Consider the following 16,175-nt stretch of genomic DNA (forward strand, 5'->3'; position numbering starts at 1 on the left):
CGCGTCGGGAACGGCTGCCTATCGTCATGTACGGGAAGGCGTTTTCGCATGTGTAGAGAAACAGTAACCATCGATTCGCGTGACGTCAGCAAAGGATCTATCCCCGTGATGATCGTTTCGTGCACAGCAAACAGCCTCAAACGGTCACGCTCTTCTCGCGATCGTACCGTTTGCAGCCCTCTTCTAAGGAGTATGCCCGATTGATCCCGATTCCATTTGACGTGAAGCCGGGCGATCACAACGTGCCATCAGCGGGCAACCACGGCAAGGTCGTATGGGCCGACCTCTGGAGCAATGGGAGGTGTCTTTATGAGAGTGACCAACGTGCCAAGCAAGGTTTTGAACAATATGGTTCATTTCTTGGCACCGTATGAACAGGCAGTAGAGGAATTGAAGCTCAAACTGAAAGGAATCAAGTACGGCTTTCTGAAAAGCGGCCGCTATTCTCCGATTGAATTCGTGGTGGGACGGGTCAAAAAAGTGGACAGTCTCGTCAAGAAAGCCCACGAGAAGGGCATCGATTTTCAGCAAGCCAACTGGCAGGACGAGGTGGCGAAGGAAGTCCAGGATATTGCGGGCTTGCGCATCGTCTGCCGCTACGTCGATGACGTCCGAGAGGTTCAGCAGCTGCTCCAGGAGCGGGAGGACATCGTCATCCATGACATCAAAGACTATATCTCCGCACCAAAAGATTCAGGCTACCGCAGCATCCATATGATCGTCTCGTACACCGTCTATCACGGAAGCGAAAAGCGCACCTTGTTTTGCGAAATCCAAATTCGCACGCTCGGCATGAACTTCTGGGCAACGAACGAGCATGAGCTGCGCTACAAATACGCCGGAAACATTCCAAGCGACGTGAGGCAGCAGCTGCATGAGGCTTCGGTGATTACCCATCAGCTGGACGTGTTGATGAACAACCTGCGCCAGGAGATTCTCACGCCGGCTGAAGTGGATTCGTCTTTGGAAGAAAAGCTGGAGGAAATTTTTTCGTTGTACGTCAAACAAGATGTGGAGTCCGCAGCAGCCCTGTACCGCGAGCACGTCAGCGGCTTTGAAGAGGCATTTGCGGACAATCCCAAGTTTAAAATGATTCACGATTTGCTTGGAAAGCGTTTGAAATAACAGACTCACGAAGCTTCACCGAGTCAAAAGCCATACGTGAACGCCCGACAAGTAAGGAAAGGATATAGGCTACCATGCGTCTTCTACTCACATACCTTCTCGTTGTGGTTACGGTTTTGTTCAACCTTGACGTGCCTGTGGCTTTTGCCGAGGGGTCGTCAGCGATTTCGCCAGACGAGCTGTATGGCGAATCGGCTATCCTGATTGATGCGACAACGGGACAAGTCCTGTTTGAAAAGAACCCTCATGCGAAGCTGTACCCTGCCAGCATTACGAAAATTGCTACGGGCATTTACGCCATTGAAAAAGGCAATCCGGACGACATCGTCACCGTCTCCAAAAAAGCGAGATACGAAGAAGGGACCCGGGTCTATTTGGGCGAAGGAGAGCAGGTCACGCTGCGCAAGCTGGAATACGGCCTGCTCATGCACTCCGGCAACGATGCGGCGACAGCGATTGCGGAGCATATGAGCGGGTCCACCGAGAAGTTTGCCCGGGATTTGAACGCGTACTTGTCCGAAAAGGTCGGCGTGACCGAGACTCATTTTGCCAATGCCCACGGCTTGCACGACCCGAACCACTATACGACGGCTGCCGATATGGCCAAAATCGCGCAATATGCGATGAAAAATCCGACTTTCCGCGAGATCGTCGGGACGAACCGCCTGCCATGGGACGGGAAAGAATGGAAGTCGGAGCTAATCAATCATAACAAGCTGTTGCGGGATTACCCCGGCGCGACCGGGATTAAAAACGGCTTTACCGATCAGGCCTTGCATACGCTCGTTGGCTCGGCCAAGCGCGGCGATACGGAAATGATTGCGGTCACGATGAAAGCGGGTTCGAGCAACTACGCCTACAAAGACGTGATGAAGCTGTTGGATTACGGGTTGAACGGCTACGAGACGAAGCGGATCGCAGCAAAAGGCGAGCGGTATACGCCCGTTGCCGCACCAGGCGACACCGCCCAGGTAAGCTATACGGCCCGGGAAGACTTGTATGCGACGGTTCCGGCAGGGAGCGAGCCGCTCGTCCAGCTGACCGCCGATGGACAGCTGTCGGTGACTGCCGGAGAGCTGGCGATTACCTATCCGCTGGAGCGTCACGACCCACCGGAGCAGCGTGCACAGCCAATTACGGCAGCGGAGGCAGCTCTGGACAGCGATCATTCCTTCGCGCACTACGGTCTGTTGATCGTCTGGCTGGGAATGAATCTGTATTTGCTCGGCTATACGTTTTCCCGCTCGCGCAGAATGCGGCGAGTCAGGCAGGGCGGTTGGCAACAACGACGCGTGAATTAGTCCCGCAGAGCTATCACAGAGCTAACAGGACGGAGAGCATCAAGCTGCCGTCCTGTTTTTTTGCATGCGGATTTGGATGAGCGACGCGGGGATAGCAGCCGTGTCCAAATCGTGGTGCAGAACGTACACTACGGGTATAGCGTGACTTTTTCTGGCGAGGGGGAAGGGGAAGTGGACTCTCAAAATGATGCGCAAAGCCTCGTGTCCGTCATTATCCCCACCCACGACGGGGCCAGGAATGTAGAACGGCTGGTTCGTATGGCCAAACAGGTAGCTCCAGTGACCGAAGTCATTCTCGTCTGCGCGGGGTTGCGTCGTCACGCGGCAGACGCAGACAGTGGATACATGTGGGGGGCCAAAGTGGTTGCGGCGAGCAAGCAGGCCAGCGCCAGCGAGTGTCGGGCGATCGGAGCGCAACACGCCGCCGGAGACGTGCTGTTGTTTCTGGACGGAGGAGTCAATTACCCGGTTGACGCGCTAAAAACGTACATCGCTCCCTTGCTGCAAGGCTACGACCTCGTCCTCTCGGCAGGCGGCCGTCTGTTGACAAAAGGCAGGCTGTCGCAAGAGCGCTGCGCCTATGCGTTGCTGAACCATTTGCTTGGACGAAAGCAGCTAGGGTGCGCTTCCTTGGAAAAGGCCCCTTTTGCCCTGAACCGCAAAGCGCTGGAAGCCATCGGACAGCACCATTTGCATGTTCCGGCGATCGCGCTCGTACACGCTGTGCAGAAAGGGCTTGTCATTGCGGAAGTGCCATTCGGATGGACGACGGCTCGAAAAAGTTCGGCGGCCAATCAGCCGTTAGCCAAGAAGACAACCATGATATTCCAGGAACATGCCAAAGCCATTCAGCTGCTCCTGCAAAATAACAACGTACGTGGCGCCTTGCCGGATGGAGAGCGGCAGCGGATCTTGGTGCAAGCGCCCGGACTACTGCATCTGCGTTCCGTATTCTTTCAGGAATCCCGCGAAAAGGAGGAGGATGGATGGGGTGCCAAACGGAAAGAAAGGGCCAAAAGAATCCGCAAAAGGGCGCAAAGCCGCAAAAAACGTTCGCATTAGCGATGTGGATAAAGTAGAGAATCAGGACAGACTAAGTATCATCATCGGTGTCCGGCAGGATGAAAAAACAGTCGCCCGCGTGCTCAAGCAGGCGGAAAAGCTCTATCCGCGGGAAATCGTCGTCGTGGTGCACGGCAGTCGCGACCGTTCACTGGAGCAGGTGCTGGCGTACTCGGCTACACACGCCCTGCGCGTCTACGCCTACCCGTATGCGCTGGGGGAAGACGTCTGGCGGGCAATCGGGGCGCGGGAAGCGGCCGGAGATGTGTGGCTGTTTCTTGAGGCGGAGCAAATCGTCGCCGCGCAACAGCTTCAGCCTTTTGTCCGATCGTGCTATCGCGGGACGGATATCGCGTTGCGGCAAGAGCGTGCTTTTCTGGAGAACCAAAAAATCGGCCAAGACCCTGTGCGACTGGCGAAATGCTTTCTCAACTGCTTGCTCGAACGAAGCGAGCTGGGCAGTTCGTCGATGGACGATCTTCCGTTTGCCATGACCCGCAAGGCCGCCGCATCCATCGGTACCGATCATCTGTTCGTCCCCGCTGTGGCCCAGGCCATCGCTCTGCAAAAAGAACTGCGGGTAACATCGGTTCGCACCGTGCGGGAGCGCGTTACGGCCAGAGAGCCAAAGGCAGCGCAAGCCCGAGACGGCACAAGCGCTCTGACGGACCTGGGAGACCATCTGGAGGCGCTCTCCCTCTGGCAAGCCAAGGACAAGTAAAGAAGTTGGAAACAGGCGATGCTGCGACGAGTATCGCTCTCTATTTTTCATTTGCAGCGGTCCGTTTTTGTAGTACGATAAGCAGGTAGGAAATTTTTTGAAAGCGAAGGAGCAAGCGATTATGAGCATACATATCGGAGCCAAACCAGGCCAAATTGCCGAAACGATTTTGCTGCCGGGCGATCCGCTGCGGGCCAAATACATTGCCGAGACCTTCCTGGAAGGCGCCGAATGCTACAATGAAGTGCGCGGCATGCTCGGATTTACCGGTACATACAAAGGAAAGCGCGTATCCGTACAAGGAACGGGCATGGGTGTGCCTTCGATCTCGATCTACGTCAACGAGCTGATGGAGTCGTACGGCGTGCAAAACCTGATTCGCGTCGGCACATGCGGAGCGATCCAGGAAGACATCAAGGTACGCGACGTCATCATTGCGATGAGCGCTTCCTCGGATTCGCAAGTCAATCGTCTGTTGTTCAACCAGATTGACTTTGCCCCGACCGCAAGCTTCGAGCTGCTGCACAAAGCGTACCAGGTCGCTTCCGAGCGCAATCTGTCCGTGAAGGTCGGCAACATTTTCACAAGCGACAGCTTCTACCGCGAGAATTTCGATCTGTACAAAAAGCTGGCGACCTACCAGGTGCTTGCCGTGGAGATGGAGTCATCCGCGCTGTATACGCTCGCGGCCAAGTACAAGCGCAACGCCTTGTCCATCCTGACCGTAAGCGACCATATCCTCACCGGAGAAGAAACGACGGCCGAGGAGCGCCAGACGACGTTCAACGAAATGATCGAAGTGGCGCTGGACGCAGCCGTAACCCAATAATGTTTACAAAGACTGACAACCCGCTGGCAACCTGTGACAGTGGGTTGCTTTCTTCTAGCGCGTACCAGGGAGGAATGAAGTGTGAGAGCGCATGAGCCGGAATTTTTCGAAACAGCCTTTGCGGAAGGCTACCGCATCGAGCAGCACAACTACGAGTACCGCCTGTTTTGTCAGGAGATTGGCTATTTGCAGGTGCCAACGGGGAAAATCGTCGCCAACGATCCGTTCGTCCTGTTTGAAACCGAACCGTTTACCGAGACATTCCCGACAGGCTCGTTCCCGGTGCAACTGGCGATCGCCCAGGTTACGCCTTTGGAGGCTACGGGAGAGACGGAAGCTGAAAGGGAGCCGGATGAGCGTGTCGCGCTGGCCCGAATCGTTTTTGCCGACAAGCCGGTTGCCAGCTGGAAGATGGCCGTCTGGGAAAACTCTGATGTGACACAGCTCGCCGCCGATGAGTTTTTCGGCTACGGCGTGGATGCCGGGACGGGAGCTTTTATGGACGAAATGGCATGCAAGCGTCTGGAGAGCCGTATGGAGCAGGATGAGACTTTTGCCGAGGCGCTGATGGAGGAAATGGATCAGACGTACAAGCATACGCGAAGCTGGCTCGTGAAAGAGATGGGGAATGGGTGCAACGTTGCCATGTTTTCGAGCGGGTGGGGAGATGGCAGCTACGCGAGCTATATCGGCTATGATGCAGATGGGCAGATCGTTCGGCTGTTGACAGATTTTTATCTGGTGGATTGGATGAAAGGACAACAAAGGGAGTAAGGCGCCCGTTGCGAAAAAGCGGCAAACTGGGAGAGGCGGAAGCGGACCAGCGAGGGTGGGAGGTGGTGGAGCGACGAAGCAATCCGTATGCGTATAGACGCCAAAACAGAGTGCCGCTAGCGGGGCACTCTTTTCTGTTTATTTTTTCTTGGTTTCTTTTTGCAGGTAGTGGGCCAGGTTGTTCAAGGTGTCTTCGTAGGAGCGTTTGGAAGAGCGGGGGGTGGTTGTCGTCGATTTTGTTTTTTCGTTTGTCATGTCCGGACCTCCAGGTGGGGGATTTGTTTTTTTAGGTATAGTGATCTTGATTATACTATAAGTTAAATTCCAATAATTGTAAATCTGTTTTTTGAGAATATTGAAAAAATATTGCCGAATGGATAGCTGCTATTACGCTAGTATCAGGCGCGATAAGATGCGGATGTCCGCTCGCTGTTTCTGATTGTTTAGCTTGTTTAGCCGGGTTATTGGCAATCTTTGATGGCGTTTGGGGCTTTAGGCTGTTCGAATCTGTGAAATCTGTGATGTGAATGGAAGTTTCGGTTGCATGTGCAAACCTGTCATGTGGACGCTTGCACGTTGGTAAATCCGCGTGATGGTGGCGTCCAACTCAACTCATGGAATCATGAAAAAGAACATCCCGAATAACCAACCGATTTATTGGAGGTTTATTGGAGGGTTGGTCCGATCTGCGTTGGATGGGCTCTTGGTTATTTGACAGGCGAGTGTTCTTCCGTGTTGTTTTCCCATTTTGCTTTGAGTCCGATAATATATATTATGTAAACTTATAAAGCGATTTGAAAATGCTTGGGTGTCAGTATCAGTAGATGTTAATTGTCTGTTGACGTAAACATTACTCCATTTTTGACTTTAACAGAAACATTGCTCCAATCGTTTTTATGATGACCGTTGACATAAACATTACTTCATTAGCGGAGCTGATTAGTAGATGATGTCTGCTATTCCACTTGGTTTTGTTGCGTGAATGAAGCAATTTGTATTGTCAGAGTAATATCTGTTATCCAGATAAGACAATAGTCCCCACACAATATGACTTATTAGACAGTCCGGAACAGGGTTATAAACAATGTATGTACTGGTTTTGACATCAGTTCATGAAATGCTATTTTCATGAACTGATGTCATGAACTGATGTACAGATTGTTCTTTCTTGTCCAAGCGCTAATCCAATCGGCGGATTATGGACAGAATTTTCATCACATTTTGTTAGAATATTTTTTTGTATTTTGAACTACGTTAACGCAACGCTTGAGGTATTTTTCAAAGGTTTCTTTTAATACCGAATAACGAACGTATACTCCTACTCTCTCAATACCCGGTACAAGCAGCCACAACTCCTCCTCCATCTTGACGTTTGGCCAGCTCATTCAAGGATATGGAACCAATTCTTGAGTAGCGAGTTCTCTGCCTCTGAAAGCCAATAACACTTCTGAGCTTGAAAAGAAAACAAAGACTACCAACTTGATAGCCTTTGTTCCTTTTTGGGGCTTGGAGATATTACTAATTGTAATACTATGCTTCCGCCTTCACCTCGTGCTCCTTTACCTTGCTCGATAGAGCTAAGATCGAAGAGATCAAATACAAAATCCCAGCTAGGATGTATACCATACGAACCCCCAGTAAATCCGTGATCGCTCCCATTAAGAAAACAGAAAAACTAAATACGGCATAGTACAATGAACTTTGCGCAGAGAAGACTTTCGGCTGCAATTCATTTTGAGTATGCTTCTGAAAATACGTTCTCTGCGCGATATCTCTTACTTGATAGAAAGGCCCCATTAATAAAACGAACAACAGAGAGAGCAACGGAATAGCAATCAGGGAATAGGCAAAAATCAGGATACATACACTGAACGAACCGATTATCATGCTGGTGGTTAAGCGATTTTGAACCTTCTTCGATATTGACATCATTACGAGACCACCTATAATCGAGCCGACATAATAGCTGGCGTTAATATAACCCCACCATTCTTCACCACGGTGTAATACTTCTTTTACAAATACAAGCGTAATCGCCCCGATCCAAATCCCTCCAGCGATCCCCTCAATAATGTCCATAATCGTAACCAATCGAAGTTTGGGATTTCGATAGATAGCCACCCAACCTTCTTTTACCGAATCCCAACGTAGAGGCTGCTTCCCAACTTTCTTAGAGTCATCCTTAATGAAGATTATGGAAAGCGTCGACAAAAAGAAGAGACCGACGGTTAGCCACAGCACATTTTCTTCACCAAAATAAACGACCATCCCCCCGCCTAATGTCCAGCCCAACAGCCCTAAGGACTGGTCAGAGGTTGACAATAAGCTGTTAGCCTTCACCAACTTGTTCTCTTGTACCAGACGTGGAACCAATGCATTTCGTGACGGGACCGCCCAACCGTCAAAATATCCAGCCATGAAGACGAGAACGTAGATAACTACCAAGGTGCCTGAATTGTTGTGAAATATAACCAACAAAGTAAGTACGATTACAATCATCATTTGCGCAGCCTGAGAAAAAAGCAGAATTCTTTGTAATGGATAGCGGTCAAAAATCAAAGGTACCAAAAAGCTACTCAAAAATTTAGCGATTACTCTAACCAGGGATATACTTGCGGCAAATGTCGCTGAACCCGTGATATGATACACCAGAGTAATCAGCGCAATCGTGTAAAAGGAACCAGCAACATTTTCCAGAGATTGCCCTGCCCAGAGAGAATAAAAAGAGAGACTCATAACCGCGCTCCTATCCTATTTGATCTCATAGACACATCGGAATCTTGTATCTTCCTATCCAGTGTGATCTTTTGACGAATCAAACAAAACAGCAAGGCGCAGGATCACCACCTATGCCTTGCTGTTTGTCTCGCAGCAAAAAATCAACCAAGCTTCATTCCCAACTGTGCCCCCGCTCGCACATTCCGCCGCCTGAGGTAGTCGCGACGAGGAACTCCGCTCAGCTAGACAGCCGCGCAGTCCATTTGCTCGGTCTGCTGATAGCCATTGGTTGCCCCCTGATCGGCCTGATCGACAACGAAATCCTCACGAAACGGACAACGAGCCACGGTAGTTGCTTTGGTCTCGCGGCTGCCTTACCGCAAATATTTCCCCGTAATCGACTGCTCCGCATGAATGATCTGCGACGGTGTGCCTTCGAATACCACTTGGCCGCCTTTGCTCCCTCCGTCCGGACCCATGTCGATAATCCAATCTGCCTGGCTGATGACATCCAGGTTGTGCTCGATGACGATTACGGTATTGCCCGCATCTACGAGGCGGTTCATGATCGCCAAAAGGTGGCCGATATCTGACATATGCAGGCCGGTTGTCGGCTCGTCCATCACGTAGATACTGCCCTTCTTGTGCAGCTCGCTCGCCAGCTTGATGCGCTGGCATTCCCCGCCCGAGAGCGTGCTGAGCGGCTGGCCGAGTGTCATGTAGGTCAGCCCTACGTCGCTCAACGCCTGGAGCTTGCGCACAACCTCTTTGAGCTGGGACAGCTGGAAAAATTCCAACGCCTGCTCCACCGTCATCTCCAGCACGTCTGCAATAGACTTGCCGTTCAGCTTGTATGCGAGTACCTCTTCCTTGAACCGCTTACCGCCGCATACTTCACACGGCAGCTCCACGCTCTCCAGAAAGGCGAGGTCGGTATATACGACACCCAGCCCTTGACAGTTCTCGCAGGCCCCTTTGGAGTTGAAGCTGAACAAGCTCTGGTTGACCTTGTTCGCGGAAGCAAACGCCTTGCGCACATCGTCCATCATCCCTGTGTAGGTCGCGGGATTGGAGCGAGTCGACACGCCGACCGCCGATTGGTCGATGACGATGGCATCCGGATGCTGGCGAAGGAATACTTCGTTGATGAGCGTGCTTTTGCCCGAGCCGGCGACACCCGTTACAACGGTCAGTACGCCAGTGGGAATGTCTACGCTGACGTTTTGCAGATTGTGCAGAGTGGCATTCTTGATGGACAGCTTGCCGGACGGCTGCCTGCATGTCTGCTTGAGCTGGAGCGGCCGCTTCATATGAGTGCCTGTCAGCGTGCCGGATTCGAGCAGTCCCTGGAAGCTTCCTTCGTAGACGATGGTTCCGCCGCGGCTGCCCGCATGCGGGCCGACATCGACGATATGATCGGCCACCTTGATGACATCGGGGTCGTGTTCGACGACAATCACCGTATTGCCCTTGTCGCGCAGCTTTTGCAATAAGCCGTTCAAGCGGTGGACATCGCGCGGGTGCAAGCCAACGCTCGGCTCGTCGAAAATGTACGTGACATCGACGAGACTGCCACTCAGGTGCTTGACCATCTTGACGCGCTGAGACTCGCCGCCGGACAGCGTGTCGGTCTCCCGATCCAGCGTCAAGTAGTCCAGCCCGATATCCACCAGATGCTGCAATCGCTCTGTCAGCGACTTGACAATCGGTGCAGCGACCGGGTCGTCAATTTCCCGGATGACGCGGATGAGCTGGCCGACCTCCATGGCAGACATTTCGGCAATGTTGCGTCCATGGATCCGGCAGCTGAGCGCCGCCTGATTGAGCCTTGCGCCGCGGCAGCTAGGGCATGGCCCTTCGATGATGTACGGGGCGACCGCTTTTTGGGTGCGTTCCGACTTCGTTTTTACGTCCTGCTTGATGTACTTGTTGGTGAACTTCTCGATAACGCCTTCCACGGTTATATTGGTCGGCTTCCCGGCGAAGTCCATCTTCACTTTCCTCGCCTTGCCGTACAGCAGCAGTTCCAATTCCTGCTCCGTGTAATCGCGAAGCTTTTTGTCCGGGTCAAACGAGCCTGACTGCACGACCATCGTCCAATCCCACCCGTCCACCTTATAGTCCGGCAGCAGGATGGCTCCTTCGTTCAACGACTTGGACATATCGAGCGCCTTGCTCATGTCAACGCCTAATTTGCGGCCGAGCCCGTTGCACTCCGGACACATGCCTTGCGGATCGTTGAACGAAAACAGGTGCGCTTGTCCCACATACGGCTGCCCCACGCGCGAAAAAAGCAGGCGGAGAATGGGAGAAATGTCGGTAATCGTGCCCATGGTGGAATGTGAACCGCCGCCGAGCCGCTTCTGATCGACGATGACAGCCATGCTCAGGTTTTCGATGGCGTCCGCGTCCGGCTGCGGATAACGCGGCAGGAAATTGCGCACGAACATGCTAAAGTTCTCATTCAGCAAGCGCGTCGATTCTGCGGCGATTGTATCGAAGACGATGGAAGATTTGCCGGACCCGGATACTCCGGTGAAAATCGTAATCTTCCGCTTGGGAATGCGCAAGGAAACGTTCTTGAGATTGTTCTCCCGCGCTCCCGAAATGACGATATACTCCTGATGCGACTCGCTCATGCCTAACACCCTTTCCCATTGTGTTATTTTCGACGTATGTCCCATTGTACCATTCTTGCCTGAATAGTCGAGTCGCTCGCGTTTGCATCTGTTCGTTTTCTAGCCTGGAAAAGGAAGCGACCGCTTGTTCCCTCCCCTCTCCCGTGCATCGTTCTACCCGTGTGGCTTGTCAGCATCCAGGAAAAAACGACCCGTGCTCAGGGTCGTTCCATGTTGGCCGCTTATTTCTCTATCTCACCATCGTCATCGGTTACCGCAAAATTGTAGTTGATCGAGCGGGTAAAGCGCTCGCCGTCTTCATTGATGCCGGTTACGTCAAAAGACAGATTGTACACGCCCGGCTTGGTTGGGACCGTAAATTGGCCAGTCAGCTCTTCGCCCTTGATGGCAAACTTCACCCGGTCGAGCACGCTCGCCTTTTTGCCGTTGAGCGAGCGCGTCACATTTGCTTTTTGCAGCAGGGACGGGTCCACTTCGCTGTTGCCCAGCTCGACGGAAATGTTCGCCTTTTCGCCCGGCTGGAATACTTTTTTGCTTGCTTTTACCTTGGCCCGCTCGCCGCCTTCCACCGAAGCGACCATGAAGAACGCGTCGTCTTCGCCCTCTACCTCAAGCGTCCATTCCCCCGCTTCCGGCTCGTCCACTTCTATGAAATGATGAACGGCATCGCTGAAAATCACAGGTTCGTCCTCTGCGCTGCTCTTTTTGCTCAGATCGGCCTCATATACCTGGCCAGACGGGCTGACCAATGTTACCTTCGTATCTTTCGAGGAAGTCATCGTGTCAAGGTTCAGCTTGTCAATGCCGCTCTCCAGGAAAAACGTCTCGGATACCTTGTCCTCCACTTGGCCGCCGCGCAAAATGAAGGAGCTTTCTTCTGCGGCAGAAGCTTTCGTTTTGGTTTTGCTTACTTTGTTCGGCTGTTCCCGAAGCGCAGCGGATGCTCGTTTCAGCTTCGGTTCGACCAGCCCCCAGGTTTGCGAAGCTTTCGCGATTTGCCCGTGGGAAATGTCCTTCGTAAAGCTTTTGATCCCGTAAGGCAAGCCGAATGCGGAATCGACGGAGACAGCGCCGTCATCTTCGCCGGGAAGAACGGAATGGGCAAACCATGTCGCGCTAAACCAGCCATCGTCCCCTGTTCCGGCAGACATGTAGGTGGTCGTGTACTGATTTTCGCTGCGGGGGTCGGTCTGGTTACGGAAATTGGCCATGTATGACGTTTGCAGGGAGTACACGGCATCGTCTTTTTGCCCAAGAATATCCGCGAGCCACCCGGCCCAATTGCTGTAAGCCAGATCGGCCAATTCCGAGCCTTTGTTCGGGGTGGACAACTGATGGACTACGTTTACATACGGATAGGCGCCGTAGTGGACGAGCGCGGTTTGCGTATCGATGCCGCCTTTGGAATGGGCAATGATATTGATTTTGGGGACGCCGTAATAATTCGCCACCTTGCGGATCACTTCGGCGAGCTTGGCGCCGTTCGTCCACATGTTTCCGCCCGGACCATCTGCGTCCTGCAATTGGACAAAAGCGGTGCGATACCCGGCGTTATAGGCTGCCTCGTAAAATCCGTCTGTCGTGTACCAGGTGTTGTAGGTAGAGTGCAAGCCTTGCACAAAGAGAATCACGGGTTTGTCAGGGGAGGCGTTGGGAGGAACAGCACCCGTGTACCAGTCGCCGAAATGGCCGTTCGGATTGTCGTCATGCAGCACCGGAGCCGGAGCCGCTGCGCTGGCGACAGGGGGGCAGGCCAGTGCCGTCGTTAACGTAACGGCCGCCAGCATGCGGGACAAAGCTTTTGGATTCTTCATCGGAACACCAACCTTTCAGAGGGATGTATGTGTGCCACCCCCTTTTGCCAGAAAAAGGGATGGATGGTCACCATTCTTTCTTGCCTTGCGATTCCGGACATGTTGAACAATCTCGAAGTCGGATGGATCATCCGGAGGTTCGTACTGTACAGACAAATGGCCCAGGCGAACGGCATGCCAAATGCACTAGATTGCTCACGCTGAGAACCATTATACCAGAGAAAAATGGGAATAGATTAAAAAATAGGGATTTTCTTGAAAAAATATCGCGCATTTTTTCCGCTTGTGTACGGGGAAGACGTACCGTTTTTTCGATAAAAAAGCAGGAAGATCGCCCGCCGAAGCGCTAGCAACTTGTGGAGCAAGAAGCAGACAGCGAACGCCGACACGCGCGATTTTTTGCGGTCTGGACAGCGAAAGAAAGCTACATGAAAGCGATTGGCAAAGGGCTTTCGCTTCCGCTGGACAGCTTCTCCACCGTCAGCCAGGGAACTGTCGAGGGATGGCGCGTTTTTGAGCAGGGACACTGGCACTTCCAAACGTACTCTCTGGATGACGAATACACGTTGACCGCTTGTGCGCAAAACGACCGCTGGTGCAAAACGGTGGAAGTGGTACCGATCAAGACGGTGGTTCGGTATTTTCTCCGCCGTTGAAGGGCAGCACGGTAACAAAAAAGGTTTCATCCCCCGACCGCTTCGGGGAATGGAACCTTTTTGTTTGGAAATGTCCGGCATGGTTTCTTGGTCTTGTTCGCTGTGCCTGTCAGGTCAAAAAGGGGCCGATCATGGAGCCAGCCTGCTGCTTGATCTCTGCGGGCGTTCCTCTGGCGATGACTTCTCCGCCTTCGTGACCTGCGCCTGGCCCCAGCTCGATCAGATAGTCGCAATAGGAGAGCACGTACGGGTCGTGTTCAATGAGCAGCACGGAGTGTCCGCTTGCGATCAGCTTCCCGAGTATCACCAGCAATTTTTCGGTGTCGTAGTAGCTGAGGCCGACAGTGGGTTCATCCAACAGGTACAGGTAGCGACCTTTGCTGCTTTTCCCCAGCTCGCGCGCCAATTTCAGGCGCTGGGCTTCTCCCCCGCTCAAGGTAGGCAGGCTTTGCCCGATGAGCATATAGCCCATGCCAAGCTCTTCGATTGTGCCCAGCATCTTGCAGATTTTGGCGTGATCGCGGAAAAACGCGTGAGCTTCGGCAATCGACATCTCCAGGACGTCGGCGATGGTGCGCTCGTTGTAGCGAACCTGCAGCACTTCCTGTTTGAATCTCTTGCCGTCGCAGGAAGGGCATGGCTCGCGGAACGTCAGTTCCCCCAGCCATCTTTTGATCTGTCCGTTTCCATGGCAAACCGGGCACGAGCCTGTCGAGTTGAAAGAAAAAGAGCTGCGGGTAAACTGGAGCGCGATGGCTTCTTCCGTCGCGGCAAAAAGCTGCCGAATCTCGTCCCATACCCCCAAAAATGTGGCGACGCAAGAGTTTTCATGGCGGCGTGCCAGCTTTTGCGTGACGACGATGCAGCCATCGATGTTTTCAGCTCCGGTCAGCTGGGCATCTGCTTGCGTCAGGGCAGCATCGCTGTCCTCACCCTCCTCTAGCAGGCGTAGTAGGCGGTTCTGCTTGCCCGCTTTTGCCTGGAAAGCCGACTGGAGCTTGGGGATGAGCGTATCCATGACGAGAGAGCTTTTGCCGCTGCCAGACGGCCCGCTGATTCCGACGATGGCCAAAAGCGGAATGTCGACGTCGATGTTTTTCAGATTGTGGGTTCGCGCCTTTTGAATCGACAGCTTGGGAGCGGACGCATCCACCACGCTGGCGTATTCTTTCGGTGGATGCTTTTTCTCGCGCAAATACCGGGCCGTGATCGATTCGCGGGACTGGAGAAAGTCGGCATAGCTTCCCTGATAGACAAGGGAGCCGCCAAGCTGGCCAGCCAAAGGGCCAAAGTCCAGGATGTAGTCGGCATGCTTGATTACGCTTTCGTCATGCTCCACGACGATGACCGTATTTCCCTGTTGCTTTAACCGATGAAAGCTTTCGATGATCGTTTCTTTTTCCTTCTCGTGCAAGCCTGCCGTCGGCTCGTCAAAAATGTAGATAATCGAATCGACCTTTGCCGATATGTGCGACATGATATGCAGTCGCTGGATCTCTCCTCCGCTCAGCGTCGGGATTTCGCGATACAGGCTCACATACGACAAGCCTACCGTTTCGAGACCATCCAGCTTGCGCAAAATCTCTCCGAGCAAATGGGTTAGAAAAGGGGGATGCGGCCGCGCTGATTGATACTGCCGCAGAAACGCCGCCAGCTCGCCTGCATTCATTTGGCAAAGCTGTCCGATATGCTTGTCGGCGATCGTGACCGAGAGCGCCTCTTTTCCAAGCCGAAACCCTTGGCAACGGGGGCACGGCCGCCTCGTCTGGAGCTCGGGAAATGACTGTACGTTGATCTTTTTCAGCTTTTCCTCCAGGACGACATGGATTCCGTAGAAGATCAACTGGCCCTTGCTCTGCGTCCGCTTAGGCCGATAATGGAGAAACGCTTCCTTCGCCTCTCTCGGCAATTCGGCAACAGGCGTGTCCGGGCTCAGCTGAAAATGCCTGGTGAAGTTGTCCAGCCGCTTGTACACGTATTCTTTTTCCTCTTTTTTTGCGTGCGGGAATTGGTAGGCGAACTGATGCCAGCGTTCAATCGGTTCACTTGCAGGCGGCAAAATCTTCTCGACGTTCACTTCGACAACGCTTCCCCTGCCTCCGCAGGCCGGGCAGGAGCCATGCGGCGAGTTGAACATGAACAGCCCCGGCACCCATTCCTCCGGTTGGCGCAGGGCGGTTTCTTTACCAGCTCGTTGGCCCTGCTGCGCGTAAAGGATCGCCAACAGGTTGAGGATGCGGGTGACGGAGCCGACGACCGAGCGCGGATTTAAATTGCTGACGGTTCGCTGCTGCACGGCAATCGTGGGACTCAGCCCTTGAATCAGGTCAAACGAGTCGTAATGCAGCACTTCAGGGGCAATCCCCAGCGCTTCCAAATAAATCCGCTGTCCCTCATGATGCAAGGTGTCGAAAATAAAGCTGGATTTCCCCGATCCGCTCACTCCCGTAACCACGATAAACTGATGCTTGGGAATCGTCGCGGTAATGTTTTTCAGATTATGCAGCCTGGCGTTGTAGACTTCAATGTGCACGCG

At 53.1% G+C, this 16,175-nt stretch carries 11 protein-coding genes; 7 read left to right on the top strand and 4 right to left on the bottom strand.

Going from position 1 to position 16,175, the window contains the following annotated elements:
- Positions 1-309 precede the first annotated feature (309 nt).
- From ACTHO6_RS11525 to ACTHO6_RS11550, 6 genes are all read left to right on the top strand, one after another.
- A complete protein-coding gene (locus tag ACTHO6_RS11525) occupies positions 310-1,125 on the top strand; it encodes a GTP pyrophosphokinase (protein WP_440241693.1) in 816 nt (271 codons plus the stop codon).
- Positions 1,126-1,199: 74 nt separating this feature from the next.
- Positions 1,200-2,426 carry a D-alanyl-D-alanine carboxypeptidase family protein gene (locus ACTHO6_RS11530; protein WP_440241694.1) on the top strand — a complete coding sequence of 409 codons (1,227 nt, stop codon included), beginning with the start codon at positions 1,200-1,202 and terminating at the stop codon, positions 2,424-2,426.
- A gap of 171 nt (positions 2,427-2,597) precedes the next feature.
- Positions 2,598-3,488, top strand: coding sequence for a glycosyltransferase family 2 protein (locus ACTHO6_RS11535; RefSeq protein ID WP_440241695.1), 891 nt, complete (start codon positions 2,598-2,600; stop codon positions 3,486-3,488).
- Positions 3,409-4,209 carry a glycosyltransferase gene (locus tag ACTHO6_RS11540; protein WP_440241696.1) on the top strand — a complete coding sequence of 267 codons (801 nt, stop codon included), beginning with the start codon at positions 3,409-3,411 and terminating at the stop codon, positions 4,207-4,209. Before ACTHO6_RS11535 ends, ACTHO6_RS11540 begins: the two co-directional genes overlap by 80 nt.
- A 121-nt stretch (positions 4,210-4,330) precedes the next feature.
- The gene (deoD, locus tag ACTHO6_RS11545; protein WP_440241697.1) at positions 4,331-5,038 is read left to right on the top strand and encodes a purine-nucleoside phosphorylase; all 708 of its coding nucleotides are present in this window, start codon (positions 4,331-4,333) and stop codon (positions 5,036-5,038) included.
- A gap of 81 nt (positions 5,039-5,119) precedes the next feature.
- A complete protein-coding gene (locus ACTHO6_RS11550) occupies positions 5,120-5,812 on the top strand; it encodes a DUF4241 domain-containing protein (RefSeq protein WP_440241698.1) in 693 nt (230 codons plus the stop codon).
- 1,530 nt (positions 5,813-7,342) lie between these two features.
- Here ACTHO6_RS11550 and ACTHO6_RS11555 read toward each other — a convergent pair.
- The 3 genes from ACTHO6_RS11555 to ACTHO6_RS11565 all read right to left on the bottom strand — a co-directional run bounded on the left by ACTHO6_RS11555 (position 7,343) and on the right by ACTHO6_RS11565 (position 12,983).
- Complete coding sequence (locus ACTHO6_RS11555; RefSeq protein ID WP_440241699.1) at positions 7,343-8,548, bottom strand: MFS transporter; 1,206 nt, start codon at positions 8,546-8,548, stop codon at positions 7,343-7,345.
- Positions 8,549-8,904: 356 nt separating this feature from the next.
- Entirely contained in the window at positions 8,905-11,169 is a 2,265-nt protein-coding gene (locus ACTHO6_RS11560) for an ATP-binding cassette domain-containing protein (protein ID WP_440241700.1), read from the bottom strand.
- Positions 11,170-11,390: 221 nt separating this feature from the next.
- Positions 11,391-12,983: an alpha/beta hydrolase gene (locus ACTHO6_RS11565; protein WP_440241701.1), complete on the bottom strand. Its 1,593-nt coding sequence runs from the start codon at positions 12,981-12,983 to the stop codon at positions 11,391-11,393.
- Between the two features lie 356 nt (positions 12,984-13,339).
- Here ACTHO6_RS11565 and ACTHO6_RS11570 point away from each other — a divergent pair, with 356 nt between their 5' ends.
- Positions 13,340-13,639 (top strand): 4'-phosphopantetheinyl transferase superfamily protein, encoded by a 300-nt coding sequence (locus ACTHO6_RS11570; protein WP_440241702.1) that lies wholly within the window; start codon positions 13,340-13,342, stop codon positions 13,637-13,639.
- A gap of 109 nt (positions 13,640-13,748) precedes the next feature.
- Here ACTHO6_RS11570 and ACTHO6_RS11575 read toward each other — a convergent pair whose 3' ends face one another.
- Positions 13,749-16,172, bottom strand: a complete 2,424-nt coding sequence (locus ACTHO6_RS11575; protein ID WP_440241703.1) for an nSTAND1 domain-containing NTPase — start codon at positions 16,170-16,172, stop codon at positions 13,749-13,751.
- Between the last annotated feature and the right edge of the window lie 3 nt (positions 16,173-16,175).

It is taken from the genome of Brevibacillus sp. SAFN-007a (genome assembly GCF_051967035.1).
In the GTDB taxonomy this organism is placed as follows: Bacteria; Bacillota; Bacilli; order Brevibacillales; family Brevibacillaceae; genus Brevibacillus.

Coding starts and splice junctions, on each gene's coding strand:
- ACTHO6_RS11560 (WP_440241700.1), bottom strand. CDS start 11,169: ATGAGCGAGTCGCATCAGGAGTATATCGTCATTTCGGGAGCGCGGGAG.
- ACTHO6_RS11565 (WP_440241701.1), bottom strand. CDS start 12,983: ATGAAGAATCCAAAAGCTTTGTCCCGCATGCTGGCGGCCGTTACGTTA.
- ACTHO6_RS11525 (WP_440241693.1), top strand. CDS start 310: ATGAGAGTGACCAACGTGCCAAGCAAGGTTTTGAACAATATGGTTCAT.
- ACTHO6_RS11530 (WP_440241694.1), top strand. CDS start 1,200: ATGCGTCTTCTACTCACATACCTTCTCGTTGTGGTTACGGTTTTGTTC.
- ACTHO6_RS11555 (WP_440241699.1), bottom strand. CDS start 8,548: ATGAGTCTCTCTTTTTATTCTCTCTGGGCAGGGCAATCTCTGGAAAAT.
- ACTHO6_RS11540 (WP_440241696.1), top strand. CDS start 3,409: ATGGATGGGGTGCCAAACGGAAAGAAAGGGCCAAAAGAATCCGCAAAA.
- deoD (WP_440241697.1), top strand. CDS start 4,331: ATGAGCATACATATCGGAGCCAAACCAGGCCAAATTGCCGAAACGATT.